The following is a 23,296-nucleotide window of genomic DNA, read 5'->3' on the forward strand; positions in this document are numbered from 1 at the left end:
TCTTAAATGGTGTACGGCCACACGGCGACCATGTACGCGCCGTACCAGAGGCCGAAGGCGGCCCACGCGCCGATGGCCAGGATCGCGACCCTGGGGCGGGCCCGGCCGGCGGCCACGACCGACGGCAACAGCGTCAACAGTACGGGCAGCAGCAGCCGCGGCTTGGAGTGGTAGTAGCCGGCCTGGCCGTACACGAGCACCATCGCGACGACCCCGTAAACGGCCACCGGCAGCCACGGCCGGCCGGCCAGCGCGACCCCGGCGGCGGCAGCGGCGGCGAGCAGGATCAGTGCCACACTCATCGGCACCCAGCCGTCGCCAGTGGTCAGCGTCTCGTCGAGGAACGTCAGCGTGCTGCTGCCGAAGTCGAAGGCCGTGCCCCACTCGGCGGACTGGATCTTGAACCAGGCGTCGAGCTCGCCGACCCGCCACCCGACCCAGCCCAGGAAGGCCGGGACGCCGGCCAGCGCCACCCCGGCGGCGGCCAGCGGTGGCCACTTCTTCGCCGGGTCGTCCCGCACGGCCAGGGCCGCGGCGACGGCGAGGGCGACGGCGGCCGCGGCGCCGGTCGGCCGGGTCAGGGCGCAGCCGAGCCCGAGCAGACCCGCCGCCCACCACACCCTGCGGTGCGCGGCGACGAGCATCCCGGCGACGAGGGCGAGGAAGAGGCTCTCCGAGTACGCCATGGACAGCACCACGGACATCGGGGCGGTGCAGCAGATCGCGACGAGGGCCCAGCCGGCGCGGCGGCCGTACAGGGTCGTGCCGAGCAGGTGCAGCGCGACGGCCGCGCCGACGGAGGCCAGCCAGCTCACCGTGAGCGCGGCACTACCCGGGTCGAAGCCCAGGTGCGACAGCCCGCGGATGAGCATCGGGTACAGCGGGAAGAACGCCAGCTCGTTCCCGGCGAGGGCGCCGTCGGGCCCGTACGTGTAGCCGTGCGGGTAGCCGGCGGCGGCCCGCATGAACCAGCCGCCGTCCCAGACCAGCAGGTTGCTGCGCAGCCCCGCCGGCTCCTCGGTGGCCCGGTCGAGGCCGACGAGCAGGATGATCTGAACGATCCGGGACAGCGCGAGGATCCCGACCGCCACGGCGGCGCCGTGCCAGCGCCCGGCCCGGTCCCAGAGGCTCCCGCCCGCGGGGCCGGCGGTCTCGACGGCGCTGTCCGCGTCCTGAGCCGCCACGCTCACCGGCCGGCGGCGCTTCTGTCGTCGGCCGGCGCCGCGGCGGTCCTGTCGTCGGCCAGCGCGGCGGCACTTCCGTTGGTGGCCTGCGCGGCGACGCTTCCGTTGTTCGCCTGCGCGCCGGTGCGTCCGTCGTCGGCCTCTGCGGCGGCTTGGCTGTCGGCAGCCGACATGTCCGCGTGTCCGCCGCCCGCGACGGCCGGCGGCGGCGTCTCGGCCTCGGCCCGCTCGGTGAGGGTGCGCCAGGCGGCCGCCGCGGCGCGCTGCTCGGCCTGCTTCTTGCTGCGCCCGTCCGACCCGCCGTAACGCTCCCCGGCCACGACCACCCAGGCGGTGAAGGTCTTGGCGTGGTCCGGCCCGGCGTCGTCGATGACGTAGTCGGGCACACCCAGCCCGAGCGCCGCGGTCAGCTCCTGCAGGCTGGTCTTCCAGTCCAGCGCCGCGCCCCGGCCGGCCGACTCGGCCATCAGCGGGTCGAACAGGCGGTGGATGACCTCGCTCGCGGTGTCCAGGCCGTGCTCGAGGTAGATGGCTCCGAGCAGCGCCTCGAGGGTGTCGGCGAGGATGCTCGCCTTGTCCCGGCCGCCGGTCGTCTCCTCGCCCTTGCCGAGCAGCAGGTGGGGGCCGAGTCCCGCGGGGCCGAGGGTGCGGGCGACGTCGGCGAGCGCGTGCATGTTGACCACGCTGGCGCGCAGCTTGGCGAGCTGGCCCTCGGGCAGGTCGGGGTGGTTGTGGAACAGCGCCGAGGTGATCACCACGCCCAGGACCGAGTCGCCCAGGAACTCCAGGCGCTCGTTGGTCGGCAGGCCGCCGTTCTCGTACGCGTACGAGCGGTGGGTGAGCGCCCGCTCGAGCAGCTCGGGTTCGAAGGGAACGCCGAAGGCCTCTTCGAGCGGCGCGGTGGAGGGCCGGAACCGCCGCTTGTCGTTACTGCTCATGAACCACCTCTGGGGCTGTGCGGATCGGATCCCGTGATCAAGTCGGCTATGGCCGGGACGGCGGACCGGCGGTGCAGGTCGGCGGCGAACCCGATGCCCGCGGCGATGTCCGCGCCGGACGCGGCACCGTGGCAGACGACGACCGTGCCGCCGACGCCGAGCAGGACGGCCGCCCGCGGCGGGATGTCGTCGGGTTGCGGCGGGCCGACCAGCGCGTACGCGGTTTCAAGGCCCTTGAGCAGCACATTTCCGGTGAAGCCGTCGGTCACCACGACGTCGGCGGGGGCGCCGGTCACCACGTCGTTGCCCTCGATCAGGCCGGCGTAGCGGCCGCCGCCGGGCAGGTCGAGGGCGGCGAGGTGGGCGGGGGCGGCCCGGCGCAGGCGGTCGCCCTTGCCGCGCTCGGTGCCGATGGTGAGCAGGCCCACCCGCGGCGCGGCGACCCGGTGCACCACGGCGGCGTACGCGGCTCCCAGCCGGGCGTGCATCGCGAGAGTGGCCTCGTCGGGGTCGACGGAGGAACCCACGTCGAGCAGGACGAGCCGGCCGGCGGCGCTGGGCAGGACGGCGGCGAGCGGCGGCCGGCGCACCCCGGGCCAGCGGCCGAGGCCGAGCGCGGCGGAGGTGACGGTGGCGCCGGTGTTGCCGGCGGAGATCACGGCGTCGGCGCGGCCCTGGGCCACGGCGAGCACCGCCGTGCGGACGCCCGACTCGACGCTGCTGGCGTCCCGGTCGTGCGACTGCAGGCCGGTGGGGGCGGGCACGGCGCGGACCCGGTCGCGTTCGGCCGGGCCGAGGGCGCCGAGAATCGCGTCGGCCGCTTCCACCGGGCCGACGAGAAGGAGCTGGAGGGCCGGATCGGCCTGGCAGGCGCGCAGAGCGCCGTCAACCACGACGGCGGGAGCTTGGTCCCCGCCGAGGAGGTCGACGGCGATCCGCGCGGTGCCCGGCTCCCGCCGAGTGCCGGCCTCGGGGCCGGACTGCGTCGGGAGCGGGGCACCGGACGTTCGCCGCTGCTCAGGCTCGACCCGCCCGAAAGTCGGGCGTGCCACTGAAGCGAGGCTCAGACCTCGAGGACCTGACGGCCGTTGTACGTGCCGCAGACCGAGCAGGCGGTGTGCGGCAGCTTCGGCGACTTGCACTGGGGGCACGCCACGGTCGAGACCGCGGTCGCCTTCCAGTTCGCCCGGCGAGACCGGGTGTTGCTGCGCGACATCTTGCGCTTCGGGACGGCCACGGTACCTACTCCTCGTTTGTTGACAGATTGCGCAAAGCGGCCCAGCGGGGGTCGACTTCCTCGTGGCTGTGGTCAGCCGGGAGGTCGTCATAGTGCACCCCGCACTCGGGGCACAACCCTGGGCAGTCCGGCCGGCAGACCGGGTTGGTCGGCAGCGTGAGCACCACCGCGTCACGGACCGCCGGTTCCAGGTCGATGAGGTCGCCCTGCATCCGGCCCACCTCGTCCTCGTCCGTGGTCTCCTCCGTGGTGCTGTCCTCGTAGGCGTACAGCTCCGCGATGGGGACGTCGAACTGCTCCGAGATCTCGTTGAGGCAGCGCCCGCACTCGCCGGAGAGCGATCCGCGCACGTTGCCGCTGACGTACACGCCCTCGGAGACCGACGTCAGGCTCAGATCGAGCTCGAGGTCGGAGCCCTCGGGCACCGAGATCAGTTCCAGACCGAGGTCCGCCGGCGCCGGGACGACCCGCTTCAGGGCACGCGTCGCCCCAGGCTGGCGCGGGAGCTTCGTCGTGTCGACGACCAGCGGCTGCCTGGGATCGAGGTGATTCTGCGGAGACTTGGGCATCGTGAATCCTCAGCCTGTGTAGGCCGACTGGAAAGGTTACCTGAGCAGGGACCGTAGCGTCGAATCGGCCTCAGAAGGGCAGCGGGCGCTCGGTGTCCTCGCCCTGGAAGGTGCCGATCTCGCGCAGCGCGTGCATCTTGTCGCGGCCGCGCTCTATCGACGCCAGCGCCCGGGTCAGGAACTGCTCGAAGTTGGCCAGGGCGGTGTCGACGTAGTCGTCGACCTCCTCGCGCAGGCGCTGGGCCTCGGCCCGGGCCTCGGCGATGATCCGGGCGCCCTCGTGCTCGGCGGACACCGTGATCTCGTTCACCGACACGAGGCGGGCGTGTTCCGTCTCACCCTCGCTGATGATCCGGTCCGCCTCGCGCTTGCCGGCATCGATGATCTTGTCGCGCTCCTCCAGGAGAGCGACCGCCCGCCGCAGGTCACCCGGGAGCTCGGAGCGCAGCTCGTCGAGGAGGGCCACCATCTCGGCCCGGTCGAACATGAAGTTGGTCCGGGACATCGGGACCGAGCGTGCTTGTTCCACCATGGAGATGATCTCGTCGATGCGGTCGAGCGGATCCACCGGCGCCTCACTCCTGTCAGCTAGCACTCACGCTGAGTGGTGCGATCACGTTACTGCCGAACCCGTCAGTTTTGCCGCAGCCGCGTCACGAGTCGTTCCCCGACGAAGTCCGGCACGTACGACGACGCGTCCCCGCCCCACTTGACCACGTCCTTGACGAGACTGGAAGACAAGAAGGAGTACAGCGGATTCGTCGGCATGAACAGCGTCTCCACGCCGGAGAGCCCGATGTTCATCTGCGCCATCTGCAATTCGTAGTCGAAGTCGCTGACCGCGCGCAGGCCCTTGACGACCACGGCGGCCCCCTGCGCCCGGCAGAAGTCGACGAGCAGGCCGTGGAACGACTCGACCCGGACGTTGCCGTACGCGGCCGTCGCCTCGCGGAGCATCTCGATGCGCTCCTCGATGGTGAACAGGCCGGTCTTCGAGTGGTTGATCAGCACACCGACGATCAGCTCGTCGAAGAGCCGGCTGGCCCGCCCGACGATGTCGAGGTGGCCGTTGGTGACCGGATCGAAGGAGCCGGGACAGACCGCTCGTCTCATGATCGGCGACCGTACCAAAGGGTCGTCTCGCCGTAGCGGCGGCTGCGGTCCGCGGTGATGCCTTCCACCCAGCTCAGCGGCTCGCCCCGGACCGCCGTACGGGAGGAACGCTCGAACGTCACGACCGCGTCCTCGGCGAGCCACCCGTTGCCGACCAGCGCCTGCTGGACCTCGGTGATCTCGTCGTCGCTCACCGCGTAGGGCGGGTCGGCGAACACGACGTCGTACGGGCCGCCGTCGGGCGGTCCGGCGAGCACCTGGGCCACCTTGCCCGTGACCAGCCGCGCGGCGTTGCCCGCCCGCAGCGTGACGATGTTGTCGCGGATGGCCCGCGCCGCTTTCGCGTCCGACTCCACCAGCAGCGCGAACGCCGCACCGCGGGAGAGCGCCTCGAGACCGATGGCGCCGGAGCCCGCGTACAGGTCGGCGAAGCGGGCGCCGTCGAGGTCGACCATCGTGCCGAGGGCGCTGAAGTAGGCCTCACGCACCCGGTCCGCGGTGGGCCTGGTCTGCGCGCCCGGCGGGGCGGCCAGCCGGCGACCGCCGTGGGCGCCGGCGATGATCCTGGTCATACGGCCTCTCGCGGGTCATCGGGTAGCACGCTGTGACGCTACGCCACCACAAAGCACCGGCCACTGCGGAGTGAACTTTTACCCACCCCCGAAGGCCGTTTCGGCACCGAGAGCATCGACGTGGATGCAATCCGTACAGCGAAGATCTCGAATGGATATCAACCGGCTTAGGGCGCCCTGGGCAGTTTTTCAGATTCGTCTGAGTCGCTATGGTCGCTGAGCCGCCGACGTAACGCTGTCGGCTCGACGATGCGGGGAGGCGTCGTCGCTGGCCCTCGCCGACGCCCATGACCGCGCGCGACGGGCCGCCTTCCGCCTTCCTGTGCCGTACCCCCGACCCCTTCACAGGAGTAGGCGTGAACCTGCTTAAGTCCCCGCTCCAGCGCGCCACCGCCATCGCGGCCGGCGCCTTCCTCGGCCTGACCGGCGCTTTCGCGCTGACCGGCCCGGCGAGCGCCCACGCTCCCGTCATCCAGTACAAGACGTCCTGCGCCGAGGCCGACGGTTCGTGGAAGGTCGACTGGACCGTCGCCAACGACTTCGGCCTCGGGGCGACGGTGCGTGAGGTCGAGACCTCCAACCTGGCCCTCCCGGACGGCGACATCAAGGTCGGCCAGCGCGTCGACCCCAGCTACCAGAACCCCCTGAAGGGCACGAGCACCTTCCAGGGCTCGGACGCCTCGGGCTCCCTCAAGGTCACGCTCAAGTGGGATGACGAATACATCCGGGACGCGACCGCCACCGCGCCCAAGCCGGCGACATGCGACACGCCGCCGCCGCCGACCGCCTCGGCCTCGAGCAAGCCCGAGCCGACCGAGTCGACCCCGGCCCCGCCGGTGCCCACGGAGTCGACCCCGACCCAGCCGGTCCCGAGCGAGTCGACCCCGGACGAGCCGACCCCCAGCGAGTCCACGCCGGCCCCGGAGCCGACCCCCAGCTACGGCGAGGCCAAGCCGATCTTCGAGATCACCTGTGACTCGATGACCATCGGCCTGGACAACCCGGAGGACGGCGTCGAGATCCCGCTGGTGCTCGAGCCCAACAAGGGCGAGAAGAAGGTGCTCGTCGTCAAGCCGGGCGAGAAGAAGAGCGTCACGTTCGAGGCTTCCGAGGGCTTCAAGGTCAAGCTCTACCTCCAGGGCCACGAGGACGTCTCCGAGACCATCGCCTGGGAGGCTCCCGAGGGCTGTGACAGCTCCGGTGGCGGTGCCGGCGACGAGCCGTCCCTGCCGCTGACCGGTGCCGCCGCGGGCAGCATCGCCGCCGGGGCGGGTGTCCTGCTCGCCGTCGGTGCCACGGTGTTCTTCCTGGCGCGTCGCCGCAAGGTCAAGTTCACCGCCTGACCTGGGCACAGCTCCTGATCGAGGGGCGCGTCGACCGTCACGGTCGGCGCGCCCCTCGCTCGTCTGCGTCACCCTTCTCGCGGTCGCCGACACCCAGAGCATCGATGGCAACGCTTTCGGTGCAGCGATGGTCTCGGATCCACAACAAGCTCCTTAACCGGTCCTGAGCCACTTCCCAGATTCCGCTCAGTCGCTAAGGTCACTCGCGCCGACGAAACGCTATCGGCTCGACGACGTTGGGGAGGCGTCGTCCCGGCCCCCGCCGTCCCCTCGGCGGGCGCCGTCGCCTTCCTGGGTCGTGCCTCGGTATTCCAACGCCCCCAGGAGTACGCGTGAAGTTGAACTCTCCCCTCCGCCGCGCCGCGACAGTCCTCGCCGGCGCGCTCATCGGCCTGGGTGGAGCCGCGGTCGTCACCGCGCCCGCCAGCGCCCACGCCTCGTCCGTCAGCGGCAAGGCGGTCTGCGACACCGCCACCGGCACGCGGATCGTCACGTGGACGCTCACGAACGACTACCCGGCCGACGCGACCGTCGCCGAGCTCAAGACGGCCCCCACCGACGTCGAGAAGGCCGGCGAGGGCAACTTCGTCATCCCGAAGTCGGAGCGCGGGCGCGACGGCGAGCTCACCCTCACGCAGAAGGTGACCGGCGACGCCGGGGAGGCGACCATCTCCTTCAAGTCGATCTGGTCGGTCGACGGCTACGTGGACCAGAACAACACCGCCCGCGTGGACCTCAGCGAGCCGTGCGCTCCCGCCGAGACGCCCTGCGTCGAGGCCGGTGCCGCCACCTTCCACCACACCTTCGACGTCAACGGCGACGGCTCCACCGCCACGGTGACGCTCGACGACGGCGTGAAGCTGTGCGAGGGCGAGCCCGTCACGCTCGTCTCCTACTTCGCACCGAAGCCGCAGTTCTCGGTCCCGCAGTACGAGTTCGACCACGACAGCGGCTCGATCGACAACGAGCACCGCTCGGTGACGCTGAACGTCGACGTGCCGGACTGCAACACCCAGGTCGACCTCTTCTTCGGCGGCGAGGACGACATCATCGGCGAGATCACCGAGGGCGGCCCGCGCTACGGCGACAAGAAGCTGGGCAGCAACGGCGGCCTCGGCGGCCGCTCGAAGGGCCCGCAGGGCTGGTTCAACGGCGGCGAGAAGGGCTGCCAGACCCCGGCCGTCGAGCCGCTGTCGCAGTGTGACGGCACGGTCGCGCTCAACCTCAGCAACAACGGCGAGATCAGCAAGTACGCGGTCGACTTCACCGTGAAGGCCGGCGACTTCAGCAAGACCGTCACCGTCGCGGCGGGCAAGGGCGAGACGGTCACCGTCCCGGCCGGCGCCGGCACGATCACGGTCAGCGCCGAGGGCATGGACGACGTCGTCTACGACTGGGCCGCGCCCGCGGACTGCGCCCTGCCCACGGTCATCGTCGAGAACGACTGCGACACCGTGGCGATCACCGTCGAGAACCCCGAGGGCGTCACCCCGGCGACCGCGAAGATCACGTACGGCGGCAAGACCGAGACCGTCACCGTGGCGGCCGGCAAGAAGGAGAAGGTCACCTTCGAGGCCGGTGAGGCGACGTACGCGACGATCGAGTTCCCGGGCCTGAACGTCGAGCCGATCAAGGCCACCCTCGAGAAGCGGGACTGCGACGACAACGGCGGCGGGGGCGGCGGGGGCGGCGGGGGCGACAACGACGAGCCGAGCCTGCCCGTCACCGGCCCGGTCGCCGGCGGCATCGCGGGCGGCGCGGCCCTGCTCCTGATCGCCGGAGGCGTGCTGTTCTTCGTCGCCCGCCGACGCAAGATCACCTTCACCGCGTAAGGCACTGGTTGTTCAAGGGCGCGCCGAACTCCCGTCGGCGCGCCCTTTCCCTCTCCCCTGCGAAGGCGGCTCCCGTTGAGACCCCTGCTCCACCGCATCGCCGCGGTCGCGGCGATGGCCCTGATCGGCCTGACCTTCGCGGCCCCCGCGAGAGCCGCCGGACAGGAAGTCACCGTCACCGGCACCGCCACCTGCAACCCCGAGAAGGGCGAGTGGCTGGTCTCGTGGACGGTCGTCAACAGTGTTGACAAGATCGTCCTGGTCAACAAGCTCCGCACCGAGCCGGAGCCGGTGTCGGAGCTGACCAACGGCACCGAGATCCCCCGCCGTTCCCCGAGCGGCACCAATGGCAGGCGGATCTTCTCCCAGACGCTTCCCGGCGGGACACCGTCGGCCATGGTGTCCTTCGACGGCATCTGGCAGGGCGGAAAGGACACGGACAACACGGCGACCGTCGCCCTGGGCGAGTGCAAGCCTGCCGAGACGCCGTGTGTCGAGCCGGCCGAGGCCGCGTTCCACCATGAGTTCGCGGTCGCCGACGGCCGGGCGACGGCGACCGTGACGGTCGACGACGGCGTCAAGCTCTGCGCCGACGAGCCGGTCACGCTGGTCACCTACTTCGCACCGAAGCCGGAGTTCTCGGTGCCGCAGTACGAGTTCGACCACCAGAGCGCCACGATCACCAACGACCACCGTTCGGTGACGCTCGCCGCGACGCTGCCCGCCTGCAACGCCCAGGTGGACCTCTTCTTCGGCGGGGAGGACGACATCATCGGCGAGATCACCGAGGGCGGCCCGCGCTACGGCGACAAGAAGCTCGGCAGCAACGGCGGCCCCGGCGGCCGCTCGAAGGGTCCGCAAGGCTGGTACAACGGCGGCGGCCGCGGCTGTCACACGCCGGCCGTCGAGCCGGTGTCGCAATGCGACGGCACGGTGTCGCTGCACCTGAGCAACACCGGCGAGTACAGCAGGTACGCGGTCGACTTCACCGTCACGGCCGGCGACTTCACGAAGTCCGTCACGGTGGCGCCCGGCAAGGCCGAGACCGTGGTCGTCCCGGCCGGCGCGGGCCGGATCACGGTCAGCGCCGACGGCATGGACGACGTGAAGTACGAGTGGCAGCGGCCCGAGGACTGCCCGGCACCGACCGTCACCACGGAGAACGACTGCTACACGGTCACGGTGATCGTCACGAACCCGGACGGCGTCACGCCGGCCCGGGCAACGGTCCGCTACGGCGACGCCACGAAGGAACTCACCGTCGCACCCGGCGCCTCGGCGAAGGCGACCTTCCCGGCCCGGGACATCACCGAGGCCACGGTCACCATCGACGACCGGGCCCCGATCACCACCCCGATCGACAAGCCCGACTGCCCCGGCGGCGGCAACGGCGGCAGCAACGGCGGTGGCTCGACCGGCGGCGGAGACGGCGGTGGCTCGACCGGCGGCGGAGACGGCGGCGAGAACGGCGGCGGTCTTCCCGTCACCGGAGCGGCCGCCGGCGCCATCGCGGGCGGCGCGATCCTGCTGCTGCTCACCGGCGGCGCATTGTTCTACCTGGCCCGGCGCCGCCGGGTGACCTTCACTCCGTAGGAACTACAGGAACGTCGGCGGCCGGAAGCTCCCATCCGCTTCCGGCCGCCACTCGTGCACGGCCGCCACGGCCTCCACCGGAATCTCGGCATAGAGGTGCGGGAACTGCATCCCGCCCGGATCCGGCGGGTCACCGTCCTCCCACACCACCGGTACCGGCAGCAGCGCCTCGTCCAGCACCAGCAGCACGAGATCCGTACGCCCCCGGGCGAGCAGCGTCGCCGGGATGTGCACCTGCTCCGGCGTGGAGCAGTGGATGAAGCCCTGCGTCTCGAGGGACTCCGCGCGATAGCTGCCCGCCGCCCGGGCCGCCTCCCACTCGGCACGGGGGCAGAAGTGCAGGATCATCCCTTCTCCAGATACTCGGCGCGTTCCTCGTCCACCAGGGCGGCGACCGAGGCCGCGAGCGCCGGGTGCCGGGCCAGGGTCGGATCGTCGCCGACCAGCTCGGCCGCCTCGGCGCGCGCGTCGGTGATGAGCTTGCTGTCCCGCAGCAGGCTGAGCAGCCGCAGGTGGCTGTGCTTGCCGGACTGCGACGCGCCCAGCACGTCCCCTTCGCGGCGCTGTTCCAGGTCGAGCTCGGCCAGCTTGAAACCGTCCGTCGTGGACGCCACCGCGTCGAGGCGCTCGCGGGCCGGGGTTCCCTCCATCGCCTCGGTGACCAGCAGGCAGATGCCGGGCGCCGAGCCCCGGCCGACACGGCCGCGGAGCTGGTGCAGCTGCGAGACGCCGAACCGGTCCGCGTCCATGATGATCATGACGGTGGAGTTGGGTACGTCCACGCCGACCTCGATGACCGTGGTCGCCACCAGCACGTCCAGGTCACCGGCGGCGAAGCGGCGCATCACCGCGTCCTTCTCCTCGGCCGGAAGCCGCCCGTGCAGCACTCCGATGCGCAGTCCGTGCAGCGGCCCTTCCTCGAGGATCGGCGCCACCTCCGTGACGGCCAGCGGTGGCCGGCGAGCGGGTTCATTGTCGGACGGCGGCTCCCCGTCATCCTCGGCACCGGCCGCATCACCGATCCGCGGGCACACCACGTACGCCTGATGCCCGGCCTTGACCTCCTCCCGGACCCGCTGCCAGGCCCGCTCCAGGAAGGCCGGCCGTTCCGGCGGCACCACGTGCGAGGCGATCGGCGAGCGGCCCCGCGGCAGCTGGGACAGCGTGGAGGTCTCCAGATCGCCGTACACGGTCATCGCGACCGTCCGCGGGATCGGCGTGGCGGTCATGACCAGCACGTGCGGCGGCTGGGCGGCCTTGGCCCGCAGCGCGTCCCGCTGCTCGACGCCGAACCGGTGCTGCTCGTCGACGACCACCAGGCCCAGGTCGTGGAAGTCGACCCCCTCGTACAGCAGGGCGTGCGTTCCCACGACGATGCCGGCACTGCCGTCCGCCACCTTCGCGAGCGCCGCGCGCCGAGCGGCCGCACCGAGCGACCCGGTGACGAGAGTCAGCTGGGTGCCGGCCGGATCCCCGTCCAGCTCCCCTGCCCTGCCCAGCGTGCCGAGCTGGGCGCTGATGCTGCGATGGTGCTGGGTGGCGAGCACCTCGGTGGGGGCGAGGAGCGCGGCCTGCCCTCCGGCGTCGACGACCTGGAGCATGGCCCGTACCGCGACCAGGGTCTTGCCGGAACCGACCTCGCCCTGCAGCAACCGATGCATGGGATGGGCCCGCGTCAGGTCCGCGGAGATCTCCTCACCGACCCGGGCCTGCCCCTCGGTGAGCTCGTAGGGCAGGGCCGCGTCGAACGCGGCCAGAATCCCGTCGTCGCGTCGTGGCCGGGACCGTCCGGGAGCGGCGGCCGAGCGGGCCTTACGCTGCACAAGAGTCAGCTGTACGGCGAAAGCCTCGTCCCACTTCAACCTGTACTTCGCCTTGTACAGCTCCTCCTTGGAGCTCGGCCGGTGGATCTCGCGCAGGGCCGTGCCGATGCCGACCAGGTTGCGGTTCGCCCGCACCGCCCCGGGCAGCGGATCCTCGGGCGGCTCGAAGGTGTCCAGCACGGTCCGCACGCACTTGGCGATCGTCCACGTCGGCACGGCGGCCGCGGCCGGATAGACGGGAATGAGCGCCCCGGCGAACTCCTCGATCTCCTCGGCGGCCTCGTCCTGCGTCGCGTCGGCGCGCAGCAGCTGGTAGGCGGGCCCGTTGAGCTGCCGCTTACCGCGGAAATCGGTGACCTTGCCGGCGAACAACCCCCACCGCCCAATCCGCAGCTCCCGCTCACGCCACGCCTGGTTGAAGAAGGTGCAGGTCAGGCTCGCCCCCGACCCGTCCCCGATGGTGATCTCCAGCATGGTGCCGCGACGCTGGCGCATCGGGCGTACCGTGGCGCTCTTGACCTGGGCGAGCAGGGTGACCTGCTCCCCGACCTGGAGCTGCCGCAGGTCGGTGTGCTCGCCGCGCTCGTCGTAGCGCCGGGGGAAGTGGTAGATGAGGTCGCCCGCGGTGTGCAGATCCAGGTGCGTGGCCAGCGCCTTGGCGGTCCGTTCCCCGAGCACCTTGCGCAGCGGGGTGGTGGTCGTCGTCGCGGTGGTCGTGTCGCTCATTCCACTCCAACCAGGAGGTGGTACCGGGGCTGTCCGCCGGCGTAGGCCTGCACCTCGACGAAGGGCCACGCCTGAGCGACGTGCGCCCGCAGCAGCTCCTCGAGCCCGGCCGGCGCATCGGCGCCGAGCACCAGGGTGACCAGCTCACCGCCGCCGCCGAGCATCCGGTCGAGCAGCCGGCACGAGACCCCGCCCAGCGCCTCCTCCGGCCCGGCCTCCGCGGAATCGATCACATGGACCTCGCCGTCGACCAGACCGAGCAGGTCACCCGGGTGGCAGCGCCCCGCGACGGTGAGCGCCTCACGAGCCGCCGTCGTCACCTCGCCGTAGCGACAGGCGCCGGCGGCCTCGGCCATGGCGATGACGTCGTCGTCGAAGCGGCGCTGGGAGTCCCGCACGGCCAGCGCGGCGAGGGCCTGCACCGGGGAGCGGGTCGGCACGACACTGACCCGTACACCCGCGGCAGCGGCCTCCCGCGCCGCCGACACGGCGACGGCATGGGTGTTGGCATCGTTCGGCAGCAGCACCACCCGACGGGCGCCCGTCGCATCGATCGCGGCCAGCATCTCGGCGATGGACGGATTGCGGCCGACGACGACCGCGCCTTCCTCGGCGAACAGCGTGGTCAGGCCGTCCCCGGCGGCGACGACGACGGCACCCCGTTCGGCCCTCTGCGGGTCGGCCGGGCGTTCCCTCCCCGGCTCGACCGGGGCGCCCGAAGCGGGAACCGGGTGGTCGCGATCAGCGTGGTCATGGGCGGGGTGGTCGTCGGCGGCGTGGCCTCGCGCGGCCCGCTGCGCGGCGTGGTCATGACCGGCGCGGTCGTGGGCGGCGTGGTCGTGGGCGGCGTGGTCGTGGGCGGCGTGGTCATCGATCCGGTCGTCGAGCCGGCTCACCGAGATCCGGAACGGCCGCCCGGCCGCCACCCCTGCCTCGAGGGCGGCGCCGACCTGCGCGATGCCGACATGGACGTGGACGTTCCAGGTCGGCGGGTCACCCTCTCCGGTGCCCACGATGACGAGCGAGTCGCCCATCCCGGCCAGGGTGCCGCGCAGCGTTTCCACCGCCTCGGTCCCGGCATCCAGGAGATATTGCACCTCGTAGCCGACGTCGTCCGGACTGTCCGTGGCGGGAGCGGGGGCGGTGGCAACCGGTGCCTGCGCCGTCGTGCTGAGGGCCTCCACCAGGGCGTCGAGCAACACGACGAGTCCTCGGCCACCCGCGTCGACCACGCCGGCGCGGGCGAGGACCGGCAGCTGCTGCGGGGTGCGGGCCAGCGCCTCGGCCGCCGCGCGGGCCGCCTCCCGGGCTACCGCCACCAGATCGTCGGACTTGATCCGCCCTGCGCCCTCGGCCGCGGCCGCCGCCACCGACAGCACCGTGCCCTCGACCGGCCGGGCCACCGCCGCGTAGGCGGCCTCGCTCGCCCGCCGCAAGGCCTTGGCGAGCTCGCCGCCGCGCACCGACACGGCGGCGGCGAACGTGTCGGCCATCCCGCGCAGGATCTGGGAGACGATCACTCCGGAGTTGCCGCGCGCACCCAGCAGCGCACCACGGGCCATCCGGCGCATCACCCGTCCCAGGGGCGTCGCGGTGCCGGGCTCGTCCGCACCGGTCTCCTCCTGCAGAGCCTCGTGTGCCGAGGTCAGCGTGAGAACGAGGTTGGTGCCGGTGTCGCCGTCGGGCACCGGGTAGACGTTCAGTTCGTCGATCTCGTGCTGGTGGGCCCGCAGCGCGGCCAGCCCGGCGCCGCACCATCGGCGTACCGCGGCCGCGTCCAGGGTCTCCAGCACGCGAAAAGCGTACTAACCACCACCGACATTTGCGGGAGCACATGGCGGCGTCCGGGGCGATTGGCTGTGCCGGGTGGGCATCGGGTAACCTGGCCAGGTTGCCCGGGCGCAGTCTGTCCGGGGCACCCTCAGTTCGCAGCCGGGCTTCGGTCAGTCCGTCCGGCGTATCAATCCCAGGAGTACCCCGTGGCTAGCGTGTGCGACGTCTGTGGCAAGGGACCGGGCTTCGGCCACAACGTGTCCCACTCGCACCGGCGGACCAACCGCCGCTGGAACCCGAACATCCAGTCGGTGCGCACTCCGGCCGGTGGCGGCACCACCAAGAAGCTCAAGGTCTGCACCTCGTGCATCAAGGCCGGCAAGGTCGTCCGCGCCTGATACCGGCGCGCCGGTCGCCGGCGTCCCGCACTTCCCGTAGCCGCCGGGTCTTCTCGACCCGGCGGCTACGCGTGTGCCCGGGTCACAGCGTCCGTGCGTAGGACAGCACGCCCGGCTCGTCCTTGTAGAAGCCGAAGTCCTCGATCCGCTCGTAGCCGCACTTCTCGTAGAGCGCGACCGCCTCGGGCTGCTTGTCCCCCGTCTCCAGGATCACCCGCTTACGGCCGTGCTCGCGCGCGGAATCCTCGACGGCGGCCAGCACCCGGCGGGCCACCCCCCTACCCCGCGCCGCCGAGATCGTGAACATGCGCTTGAGCTCGGCGTCCTCGCCGTGTGCCCGCCAGCCCGCGCAGCCGATGAGCCGGCCGGTGGCATCCTGCGCCACGAGGAACGCGCCGTTCGGCGGCTCGAAGTCGGTCACGGCCACCGGGGTGTCGTCGCCCGAGCCGCCGTACCTGGCGCTCAGCTCGGCCATGGCGAGGCCGATGAGCTGCCGCACGGCGGGGTCGTCGAAGCGGGCCTCCCGAATGATGATCTGGTCCACGCCGCAAAGCTAACGCGGGTCAGCGGAAGTGGTCCCAGCCGGTCCCGCCCTGCCACGGCTTCCGGTCGACCGTCACGCCCGTACCCTCGTGCACGCTGCCGATGACCCGCCATTCCGGCGGCAGACTCGCCCCGGGCGGGAAGGTCGCCGCCAAGGCGTGGTCGTCGCCGCCCGCGAGGAGCCACACGTGCGGGTCCACGCCCAGCGCCGAAGCCGCATCGCGCATCTGGTCGGGCACCTCGAACGCCTCGCGGCGGACGTCGATGCCCACCACGCTCGCGGTCGCCACGTGGCCCAGGTCCTGGAGCAGTCCGTCCGAGACGTCGATCATCGAGGTGGCGCCCAGCTCGGCCGCCGCCACGCCCTGCGCGTACGGGACCGACGGCCGCCGGTACGCCTCGACGAGCACCTTCGGCGTCCGGAAGCCCCGGGACAGCACGGTGTACCCGGCCGCGGCGAAGCCCGTACGCCCGGCGAGCGCAACGGTGTCGCCCGGCTGAGCCCCGCTGCGCAGCACCGGGGCACGGCCGCCGAGGTCGCCCAGCGCCGTGACCGCGATGGTCAGCGTCGGGCTCGCCGACATGTCGCCGCCCACCACGCTCGCCCCGGTCGCGGCGGCCTCGGCGGAGAGGCCGCCGGCGAGCTCCTCGGCCCAGGCGGCGTCCAGGTCGACGGGTACGCAGAGCGCGACCAGCAGCGCGGTCGGCGTGGCACCCATCGCCGCGATGTCGGCCAGGTTGGCGGCGGCCGCCCGGTGACCGACGTCGGCCGCGCTCGACCAGTCCCGCCGGAAGTGCCGGCCTTCGACCAGAACGTCGGTCGATGCCACGGTCCGGCCGTCGGGCGCTGCCACCAGCGCGGCGTCGTCGCCCGGGCCCAGCAGGGTCGCCGGGCCGTCGCCGAGCCGCGCGACGATCCGGGCGATCAGCCCGAACTCCCCCGTCTCCGCGATGCTCACGTCCACCGTCTCCTCGATTTCCCCGTCGCGGTGCGCCCGGCCGGGCCACACCGATATCTTGAAGCCCGCCGGGCAGGAGCCAGCGATGCGTGCCACGAGGACCGCGCTCCGTACTGTAGTTTCACGTTCGGGTCGCCGGCGGCAACGGATAGGAGTCGGATCGTGGTCCAGGCATACATCCTCATCCAGACGGAGGTCGGAAAGGCCCGTGACGTGGCCGCCGCGATCGACAAAATTCAGGGAGTGGTCCGGGTCGACGCGGTCACCGGGCCCTACGACGTGGTGGTGCTCGCGGAGGGGCACAGCGTCGATGAGCTCGGTCGGATGATTGTGAGCAGAATCCAAGCGGTGCCGGGCATCACGAGGACCGTGACCTGCTCCGTGGTAAATCTCTGACATGGTCGACGTGGAGACCCGGACCGAGCCTCAGCCCCCCGCCAAGGATCCGGCGGTGCGCAGCGCAGCCCTGTGGGCGACCGTCGTGGCAGTGCCGGTGGCGGTGCTGGTCGGCCTGGTGATCTTCTTTCAGATGGTTCCCGACGACGGCCCGGTCCCCGCGGCGACGGCCACCCGGCCCGCCGTGGTGCCGAGCACGCCGGTGCAGATGGCCGCGCCGAAGCTGGCGGCCCGGCCCGCGCAGGTCTGCCTCGCGGTGACCTCGCAGCTGCCGGAGAAGGTCCGCGACCTGGTGGCCCGCAGGGTCAGCGCCGGCCCGGAGCAGAACGCCGCGTACGGCGAGCCGGCCATCACCGTGGCCTGCGGCGTGGCCCAGCCCCGGACCTGCAAGTCCCTCGACGAGACCGGGTCGGGCTGCGTACCCCTGGACAGCGAGCTGCTGAACATGAACCGCGTCTGCTGGTACGCCGAGCAGCAGGCCGACGCCACCGCTTTCACCACGATGGACCGTGAGGTCCCGGTGCGGGTGACGGTGCCCCGGCAGTACGAGCAGTCGGCACAGTGGGCGAACGAGTTCTCGGACGTCGTGGTGAAGACCGACAAGTCGATCAGCGAGGGCGTCCCCAGCGGGTGTGTCTGAGGCTCAGGCGACCGGCTGTGCGGCCCTGGCCTGGGCGGCCTTGGCGTAGCGGACCGTCCACAGCGCCAGGAGCACCATCGTGGCGATGAACAGGGCCGTCGACGCGGTGACAGCGGCCGACGTCGACAGTGCGAGCACCAGCGGGATCCGGACGATCGCGTCGAGCAGCAGGCCGGCACCCCAGGCCGCGGACATGATGCGGAACGTGCGGCGGAACCGCGGCAGCTCCTCCCACTTGCGCGCGAACTCGGCGGCCTTCGCCGGGTCGGCCTGCATCCGCAGGGCCGCGTAGTAGATCAACGGCCGGCCCACCACGCAGGAGCCGAGGAACGCCAGGCCGGCGATGCCGGTGCCGAAGGACTCCTTGATCAGCAGGAACTTCGGGCTCCCGGTGAGGAACGAGAGGCCGAGGCCCACCGCGAACACCCCGAGCATGACCGCCGCGAAGACGTCGAACTCCCGCGTACGCACGGCGATGTAGAGCACCCGGCCCAGCGCGACGACGGATCCGGCCAGCAGGGCGACGTAGTCGCTGGCGCCGAGCCAGTGCGCGACGAAGTAGGCGGCGAGGGACAGGCCGACGTCCCACAGCAGCGACGACAGGATGGTGACGAGTCCGGGCGTCTTGTTCATGAGGCAACCCTGACATGTCAGATCTGACATGTCAATGCCGATATGACGTTCTCGACATGTCGAGTTCGTCTGGTTAGACTCCCGGCATGTCCCTGCGCCACGCCCTGCTCGGCCTGCTCGTCGACACCGAGCAGAACGGCTACGACCTCACCAGACGCTTCGAGCAGACGCTCTCCGGCCACGCCTGGAGCGCCGGGCACAGCCAGATCTACCCCGAGCTCAAGCGCATGACGGCCGACGGTCTGATCGAGGTCGTCGACGAGGGATCGCGCGGCAGCAAGGTCTACGGCGTGACGCCGGCGGGCCGCGACGAGCTGCGCCGCTGGATGTTCAGCCCGCCCGGGGAGGCCCCGGCACGCAACGAGTTCGTGCTGCGGCTCTTCCTGCTGTCGTCGTTGGACCTGCCGGACCTCCGGGTCCTGGCCGAGCGCATGGCCCGGACCAGCGACGAGCAGGCCACCGAGCTGGCCGGGACCATCAAGGAGATCGAGGCGGCCACCCCGGCGGGCCAGCCGCACGGCTACGCGCGCTTCGCCGCCGAGTTCGGCCGCCGCTGGTTCGAGCTGCAACGCGACTGGGCCCGCTGGGTCCTCGGCGAGCTCGACGACCGGCCGGAGGCTGACTGACGTCAGTGCAGCCCGGTGCCGCGGTGGAGCGCGGTGCGGATGAGCCGGTCGACGACCTTCGGATACTCCAGGCCCGTCGCCGCCCACATGAGCGGGAACATCGACGTCGGCGTGAAGCCCGGCATCGTGTTGATCTCGTTGAGCAGGATCTGGTCGTCGGCGGTGACGAAGAAGTCCACGCGGGCCAGCCCGGCGCAGTCGAGCGCCGTGAACGTGCGGCAGGCGTACTCCTGGACCTGGCGCGCGACGTCCGGCTTGAGGTCCGCGGGGATCTGGTACGGGGTGCCGTCGCCGAGGTACTTCGCGTCGAAGTCGTAGAACTCGTCGCCCGAGGTGTTGACCATGATCTCGGCGAGCAGCGAGGCCTCGGGGACCCCGCCGGTCTCCCCCTCCAGCACGCCGCACTCGACCTCGCGCCCGACGATGGCCGCCTCGACGAGCACCTTCGGGTCGACCTTGCGGGCCCTGGCGACCGCCTCGTCGAGCTGGTCCCAGTCGGTGACCTTGCTGATGCCGTACGAGGAGCCGGCGCGGGACGGTTTCACGAAGACCGGGAGGCCGAGGCGGTCCTTGTCGGCCTCGGACAGTGAACAGCCGGCGCGCAGGACCGCGTACGCCCCCACGGGAATGCCCTCGGCGGCGGCGAGCTTCTTCGTGAACTCCTTGTCCATGCCGGCCGCGGAGGCGAAGACGTTGGCGCCCACGTACGGGATGCCGGCCATCTCGAGCATGCCCTGGATGGTGCCGTCCTCGCCGTAGGCGCCGTGCAGCGCCGGGAAGACGACGTCCACGCCGGACAGCACCGCCACCCCGTCGGCCGGGTCGACGACCATCAGCCCGGAGGAGGTCGGGTCGGCGGGCAGCACGACCGCCCGGCCGGACTCGACGGTGACCTCCGGCAGCCGGCTGCCCTCGATGGCGAGCTGCGCGGGGTCGTCGCCGGCCAGCACCCAGGCGCCTTCCCGGGTGATGCCGACGGGCACGACCTCGTACTGGTCGGGGTCGAGGGCGGCCAGGATGCTGCCCGCGCTCACGCACGAGATGGCGTGCTCGGTGCTGCGCCCACCGAACACGATCGCCACGCGGGTTCTGCGAGGGGTCGTCATGGAGGCCTCTCCTTGCCGGACGTCGCTACGCTGCCTGCCGCGCGGGCTGCGGGCATGCCGGGGGTGACCCTACTCTGCGTAGACCACTTTCCCGATACGCCAGGCACCGGCAGGGCGAATGAGGACACGGAGTCGATGAGACCACCACTGCACGTGATCGCCTGGCCCGGTCCGGGGCGCCTCGCGACCATGGCGCACCCCCGGGGCGGTGAGCGGCTGGCCGCCGAGATGGCCGGTCTCTCGGCCGCCGGCGTGGACGTGGTGGTGTCGGCCCTGACTCCGGGCGAGGAACGGCGGCTCGGCCTGACCGGCGCCGCAGCGGCGGCCGCCGCAGCGGGCATTCAGCATCTGGCCTGTCCGATCCCTGACCGCGGGGTGCCGGGAGACGCCGTGGCCCTGGGGGTACGCCTGGCCGCCCACGTCCGCGCCGGCCGTTTCGTGGTGGCGCAGTGCTTCGCGGGGGTCGGCCGCTCGACCCTGCTCGCCGGTGTGACGCTGGTGATGCTGGGTGTCCGGCCCGAGCGGGCTCTGCACCTGGTCGCCGAGGCGCGCGGCCTTCCAGTGCCGGGCACCGAGGCGCAGCGCATCTGGCTGTACGACTTCGCCCGCGCGCACGGAGGGTTCACCGGCGGGAATCCGGTGGGTCATGGCGTTTCCGCCGCTCCCCACGGCCCTCCCAGCCGCCTAGCGTTGCCCGCATGCACACACAGATCGTCCTCTTCGACGGCTTCGACCCGCTGGATGTGATCGCCCCGCTCGAGGTTCTGCACGCTGGGGGCGGCACGGTGGAGCTGGTCACCGCGGAGGGCCCGAGGGAGGTCCCCAGCGGCACCGCGGGCGTCTCCCTGCGCGCGGTCGCGGCCATCGCCCCCACGGACTGGCTGCTCGTTCCCGGCGCCGCCGGCGGATCCGAGGCCGAGGTCACCGCCAGGTTGGCCGCCACCCTGTCGACGCCGCTGCCGGAGCGGGTGGCGGCGGCCCTGGCCGACCCCGGGGTACGGGTGGCCACGGTCTGCGGGGGCTCCCTGATCCTCGCGATGGCCGGGCTGCTTGCCGGCCGGTCGGCGGTGACCCACCACGACGGCATGGCCGCCCTGGCCGCCGCCGGGGTGCACGCCGTGGACGCCCGGGTCGTGGACGACGGCGATCTGGTGTCGGGCGGCGGGGTCACCTCCGGCCTCGACGTGGGCCTGCATCTCGTCGAGCGGGAGCTGGGCTGCCAGGCCGCGCGGGCGTCGAGCGCCTGTTGGCGTACGAGCGCCGTGGCGTCGTATGGCGCGCTCCCGTGCCCGCGTGACCCGGCGTTCTCAGCCCGTCTTGGCGCGCCGGATGGCCACGTCGCGCATCTCCCGCTGGCAGAGGAGAGCACCCAGCACGGTGACGCCGAGCGAGACGGCCAGGGCACCCGGGTAGGGCAGGTCGCGGGTCAGCACCTCCCCGCTGCCGCCGTTACCGAGCAGTTCCTCGGCGAGCAGACCCGGCAGCACGGCCGGAACGAGCAGCGCCAGCCCGATGCCGGCGCCGAAGCGGTAGAAGCCGGCGGCGACCGCCGCGCCCGACACGAAGAACGCCAGGCAGACCGGCAGGACGTGCCCGAACTCGCCGACCGCTACGGGCGGCGACCAGGCCGGGTAGTCGGCGCTCACGGCCCCGAGCGCCTTGTCCTCCAGTCCGTGGCCGAGCGGGATGAGCACTGCCACACCGACGGACACCAGCACGCCGAAGGCCGCGCCGCCCGCGACGACCGTGCGGCGGGTGACCCCGGCCGCGACGAACTGGCGCAGGTGGAGGGTGACCAGCATGACGCCGATCACGCCGAGCCAGTATTTGACCGCCGACCCGGCCACGAACATCCACAGGCTGAAGCCCGGCTCGGTGAGGAGACCGAACGCGAGATCGACGAGGCCCAGGCCGACGACCAGGGTGGCGCCGAACCCGAGCAGGATCGGCCGGTACATCCGCAGGAGGGTGCTGAGGACCGTACGCGACGTCATTTGACTGCCTCCCCCGAGGTGAGGTGAACGAAGAGGTCCTGGATGCCGACCGGGGCGAGGCTCAGACCGGCCAGCTCGGCGCGGCGCTCCTCCTCGTCGCCCAGTTCGCCGTAGAGGGTTGCCTGACGGACGCCGCCGAGGCTCTGCGTGCCGAGCACCGTACGCCCGGACACGAACGTCTCCACCGCCTCGGCCGGACCGGTCACCGCGACGCCGCGGGACCGGAAGGTGTCGGTGTCCTCACTCACGACCAGCCGCCCGCGGTCGATGATGACGACCTCCTCGAAGAGGTCGGCCACCTCCTGGATGAGGTGGGTGGAGAGGACGATCGTGCGCGGGTGGGCGAGGTAGTCGTCCAGCAGCTCGCGGTAGAACGCACTGCGAGCGGCGGCGTCCATGCCCAGGTAGACCTCGTCGAGCAGGGTGAGTGAGGCCCGGCAGGCGAGTCCGAGGACGACGCCGAGGCTCGACCGCTGCCCCCGCGACAGCGCGGACACCCGGGTGCGGCGGTCCAGGCCGAAGACGTCGAGCAGATGCGCGGCGTACCCGGCGTCCCACCGCGGCCGCAGCCGGGCGTGGAAGTCGAGCACCCGGCCGATCCGGTCACTGTCGGCGACGTCGAGGGTGTCGCGGATGAAGACGGTGTCCCGCATGGTGCGCGGGTTCTCGAAGGGGTCCTCGCCGTCGACCAGCACCGAGCCGCCGTCCGCCTTCCGGTACGCCGCCAGGACGCTGAGCAGACTGGTCTTACCCGACCCGTTGCGCCCGAGCAGCCCGTAGATCCGGCCGGGGGCCAGCTCCAGGGTGAGGGCGTCGATGGCGGTGGTGGCGCTGTAGCGCACGGTCAGGTCGCGGACCGAGACGCTCGGGATCATCGGTGCCCTCCGGCTATGTGCTTCTGGATCTCGTCGACCGAGACGCCGATCATGCGTGCCTCGGCGAGCATCGGGTCGACGACCTCGGCGAAGAACCGCTTGCGCCGCTCGCCGCGCAGCTTCTCGCGGGCATCGGGGCTGACGAACATGCCGATGCCCCGCTTCTTGTACAGCACGCCCTCGTCGACGAGCTGGGCGAAGCCCTTGGCCGCCGTGGCCGGGTTGATGCGGTAGAAGGCCGCGTACTGGTTCGTGGACATGACTTGCCCGTCCTCCTCGAGTACCCCGCTCAGGATGTCGTTCTTGATGCCTTCGGCGATCTGCAGGTAGATGGGGCTCCGGTCGTCGAACACGCCGAGCCTCCCTACTTCAGTGGTTCATTACTCATGCAACGAACCATAGAAGATGCCCGCTAGGGTGGCA

Annotated in this window: 26 protein-coding genes and 1 pseudogene; 9 read left to right on the plus strand and 18 right to left on the minus strand. The window is 71.9% G+C overall.

Annotated features, from left to right (window positions below):
• Window positions 1-2: 2 nt before the first annotated feature.
• From AB0J80_RS14640 to rsmD, 8 genes are all read right to left on the minus strand, one after another.
• Window positions 3-1,190 (minus strand): hypothetical protein, encoded by a 1,188-nt coding sequence (locus AB0J80_RS14640; RefSeq protein WP_364704745.1) that lies wholly within the window; start codon window positions 1,188-1,190, stop codon window positions 3-5.
• On the minus strand, window positions 1,187-2,122 hold the full coding sequence (gene rnc / locus AB0J80_RS14645) for a ribonuclease III (protein ID WP_364704747.1): 936 nt from the start codon (window positions 2,120-2,122) through the stop codon (window positions 1,187-1,189). Before rnc ends, AB0J80_RS14640 begins: the two co-directional genes overlap by 4 nt.
• The gene (locus tag AB0J80_RS14650) at window positions 2,119-3,057 is read right to left on the minus strand and encodes a phosphate acyltransferase PlsX (protein WP_364705062.1); all 939 of its coding nucleotides are present in this window, start codon (window positions 3,055-3,057) and stop codon (window positions 2,119-2,121) included. Before AB0J80_RS14650 ends, rnc begins: the two co-directional genes overlap by 4 nt.
• Window positions 3,058-3,185: 128 nt before the next feature.
• On the minus strand, window positions 3,186-3,359 hold the full coding sequence (gene rpmF / locus AB0J80_RS14655) for a 50S ribosomal protein L32 (protein ID WP_014694262.1): 174 nt from the start codon (window positions 3,357-3,359) through the stop codon (window positions 3,186-3,188).
• Between the two features lie 5 nt (window positions 3,360-3,364).
• The gene (locus tag AB0J80_RS14660; protein WP_364704748.1) at window positions 3,365-3,928 is read right to left on the minus strand and encodes a DUF177 domain-containing protein; all 564 of its coding nucleotides are present in this window, start codon (window positions 3,926-3,928) and stop codon (window positions 3,365-3,367) included.
• Between the two features lie 70 nt (window positions 3,929-3,998).
• Window positions 3,999-4,496 carry a hypothetical protein gene (locus AB0J80_RS14665; RefSeq protein ID WP_364704749.1) on the minus strand — a complete coding sequence of 166 codons (498 nt, stop codon included), beginning with the start codon at window positions 4,494-4,496 and terminating at the stop codon, window positions 3,999-4,001.
• A gap of 65 nt (window positions 4,497-4,561) precedes the next feature.
• Entirely contained in the window at window positions 4,562-5,041 is a 480-nt protein-coding gene (gene coaD, locus AB0J80_RS14670; protein ID WP_364704750.1) for a pantetheine-phosphate adenylyltransferase, read from the minus strand.
• Window positions 5,038-5,613 (minus strand): 16S rRNA (guanine(966)-N(2))-methyltransferase RsmD, encoded by a 576-nt coding sequence (rsmD, locus tag AB0J80_RS14675; RefSeq protein ID WP_364704752.1) that lies wholly within the window; start codon window positions 5,611-5,613, stop codon window positions 5,038-5,040. Before rsmD ends, coaD begins: the two co-directional genes overlap by 4 nt.
• Before the next feature lie 356 nt (window positions 5,614-5,969).
• Here rsmD and AB0J80_RS14680 point away from each other — a divergent pair, with 356 nt between their 5' ends.
• The 3 genes from AB0J80_RS14680 (at window position 5,970) to AB0J80_RS14690 (ending at window position 10,381) form a co-directional block, all read left to right on the plus strand.
• Complete coding sequence (locus AB0J80_RS14680) at window positions 5,970-6,956, plus strand: LPXTG cell wall anchor domain-containing protein (protein WP_364704754.1); 987 nt, start codon at window positions 5,970-5,972, stop codon at window positions 6,954-6,956.
• A gap of 332 nt (window positions 6,957-7,288) precedes the next feature.
• Window positions 7,289-8,788 (plus strand): cell wall anchor protein, encoded by a 1,500-nt coding sequence (locus tag AB0J80_RS14685; protein WP_364704755.1) that lies wholly within the window; start codon window positions 7,289-7,291, stop codon window positions 8,786-8,788.
• A 75-nt stretch (window positions 8,789-8,863) separates the two neighbouring features.
• On the plus strand, window positions 8,864-10,381 hold the full coding sequence (locus AB0J80_RS14690; RefSeq protein WP_364704756.1) for a cell wall anchor protein: 1,518 nt from the start codon (window positions 8,864-8,866) through the stop codon (window positions 10,379-10,381).
• Window positions 10,382-10,384: 3 nt separating this feature from the next.
• On the opposite strand, the gene AB0J80_RS14695 is transcribed toward AB0J80_RS14690, so the two are convergent.
• From AB0J80_RS14695 to AB0J80_RS14705, 3 genes are read right to left on the minus strand one after another with little or no spacing between them, the layout of a single operon-like run.
• The gene (locus AB0J80_RS14695) at window positions 10,385-10,729 is read right to left on the minus strand and encodes a DUF952 domain-containing protein (protein WP_364704758.1); all 345 of its coding nucleotides are present in this window, start codon (window positions 10,727-10,729) and stop codon (window positions 10,385-10,387) included.
• Window positions 10,726-12,930, minus strand: coding sequence for an ATP-dependent DNA helicase RecG (recG, locus tag AB0J80_RS14700; protein ID WP_364704759.1), 2,205 nt, complete (start codon window positions 12,928-12,930; stop codon window positions 10,726-10,728). Before recG ends, AB0J80_RS14695 begins: the two co-directional genes overlap by 4 nt.
• On the minus strand, window positions 12,927-14,723 hold the full coding sequence (locus AB0J80_RS14705; protein WP_364704761.1) for a DAK2 domain-containing protein: 1,797 nt from the start codon (window positions 14,721-14,723) through the stop codon (window positions 12,927-12,929). The genes recG and AB0J80_RS14705 overlap by 4 nt, the downstream gene beginning before the upstream one ends.
• Window positions 14,724-14,909: 186 nt before the next feature.
• On the opposite strand from AB0J80_RS14705, the gene rpmB reads away from it, so the two are divergent.
• Window positions 14,910-15,101 carry a 50S ribosomal protein L28 gene (gene rpmB / locus AB0J80_RS14710; RefSeq protein WP_026207002.1) on the plus strand — a complete coding sequence of 64 codons (192 nt, stop codon included), beginning with the start codon at window positions 14,910-14,912 and terminating at the stop codon, window positions 15,099-15,101.
• Window positions 15,102-15,183: 82 nt separating this feature from the next.
• On the opposite strand, the gene AB0J80_RS14715 is transcribed toward rpmB, so the two are convergent.
• Both AB0J80_RS14715 and AB0J80_RS14720 read right to left on the minus strand, forming a co-directional pair.
• Complete coding sequence (locus AB0J80_RS14715) at window positions 15,184-15,645, minus strand: GNAT family N-acetyltransferase (RefSeq protein WP_364704763.1); 462 nt, start codon at window positions 15,643-15,645, stop codon at window positions 15,184-15,186.
• Window positions 15,646-15,664: 19 nt separating this feature from the next.
• Window positions 15,665-16,603 (minus strand): thiamine-phosphate kinase, encoded by a 939-nt coding sequence (locus tag AB0J80_RS14720; RefSeq protein ID WP_364705063.1) that lies wholly within the window; start codon window positions 16,601-16,603, stop codon window positions 15,665-15,667.
• Window positions 16,604-16,765: 162 nt separating this feature from the next.
• Here AB0J80_RS14720 and AB0J80_RS14725 point away from each other — a divergent pair, with 162 nt between their 5' ends.
• Both AB0J80_RS14725 and AB0J80_RS14730 read left to right on the plus strand, forming a co-directional pair.
• Complete coding sequence (locus AB0J80_RS14725) at window positions 16,766-16,999, plus strand: Lrp/AsnC ligand binding domain-containing protein (RefSeq protein WP_364704764.1); 234 nt, start codon at window positions 16,766-16,768, stop codon at window positions 16,997-16,999.
• A gap of 55 nt (window positions 17,000-17,054) precedes the next feature.
• The gene (locus AB0J80_RS14730) at window positions 17,055-17,639 is read left to right on the plus strand and encodes a DUF3515 family protein (protein WP_364704766.1); all 585 of its coding nucleotides are present in this window, start codon (window positions 17,055-17,057) and stop codon (window positions 17,637-17,639) included.
• A gap of 3 nt (window positions 17,640-17,642) precedes the next feature.
• On the opposite strand, the gene AB0J80_RS14735 is transcribed toward AB0J80_RS14730, so the two are convergent.
• Complete coding sequence (locus tag AB0J80_RS14735; RefSeq protein ID WP_364704767.1) at window positions 17,643-18,272, minus strand: VC0807 family protein; 630 nt, start codon at window positions 18,270-18,272, stop codon at window positions 17,643-17,645.
• Window positions 18,273-18,358: 86 nt separating this feature from the next.
• On the opposite strand from AB0J80_RS14735, the gene AB0J80_RS14740 reads away from it, so the two are divergent.
• Window positions 18,359-18,898 (plus strand): PadR family transcriptional regulator, encoded by a 540-nt coding sequence (locus AB0J80_RS14740; protein ID WP_364704768.1) that lies wholly within the window; start codon window positions 18,359-18,361, stop codon window positions 18,896-18,898.
• A gap of 2 nt (window positions 18,899-18,900) precedes the next feature.
• Here the strand turns inward: AB0J80_RS14740 and AB0J80_RS14745 are convergent, their stop codons facing one another.
• Window positions 18,901-20,004 (minus strand): D-alanine--D-alanine ligase family protein, encoded by a 1,104-nt coding sequence (locus AB0J80_RS14745; protein ID WP_364704770.1) that lies wholly within the window; start codon window positions 20,002-20,004, stop codon window positions 18,901-18,903.
• Between the two features lie 135 nt (window positions 20,005-20,139).
• Here AB0J80_RS14745 and AB0J80_RS14750 point away from each other — a divergent pair, with 135 nt between their 5' ends.
• Window positions 20,140-20,751, plus strand: a complete 612-nt coding sequence (locus AB0J80_RS14750) for a tyrosine protein phosphatase (RefSeq protein ID WP_364704771.1) — start codon at window positions 20,140-20,142, stop codon at window positions 20,749-20,751.
• A pseudogene (locus AB0J80_RS14755) lies at window positions 20,703-21,149 on the plus strand (DJ-1/PfpI family protein); the annotation flags it as partial. The gene AB0J80_RS14750 and the pseudogene AB0J80_RS14755, both read left to right, overlap by 49 nt.
• Window positions 21,150-21,311: 162 nt before the next feature.
• Here AB0J80_RS14755 and AB0J80_RS14760 read toward each other — a convergent pair.
• From AB0J80_RS14760 to AB0J80_RS14770, 3 genes are read right to left on the minus strand one after another with little or no spacing between them, the layout of a single operon-like run.
• Complete coding sequence (locus AB0J80_RS14760; RefSeq protein ID WP_364705086.1) at window positions 21,312-21,998, minus strand: hypothetical protein; 687 nt, start codon at window positions 21,996-21,998, stop codon at window positions 21,312-21,314.
• Complete coding sequence (locus AB0J80_RS14765) at window positions 21,995-22,873, minus strand: ABC transporter ATP-binding protein (protein WP_364704772.1); 879 nt, start codon at window positions 22,871-22,873, stop codon at window positions 21,995-21,997. Before AB0J80_RS14765 ends, AB0J80_RS14760 begins: the two co-directional genes overlap by 4 nt.
• Window positions 22,870-23,226 carry a GntR family transcriptional regulator gene (locus AB0J80_RS14770; RefSeq protein WP_364704773.1) on the minus strand — a complete coding sequence of 119 codons (357 nt, stop codon included), beginning with the start codon at window positions 23,224-23,226 and terminating at the stop codon, window positions 22,870-22,872. Before AB0J80_RS14770 ends, AB0J80_RS14765 begins: the two co-directional genes overlap by 4 nt.
• Between the last annotated feature and the right edge of the window lie 70 nt (window positions 23,227-23,296).

The organism is Actinoplanes sp. NPDC049548 (assembly GCF_040676695.1).
GTDB lineage: Bacteria > Actinomycetota > Actinomycetes > Mycobacteriales > Micromonosporaceae > Actinoplanes.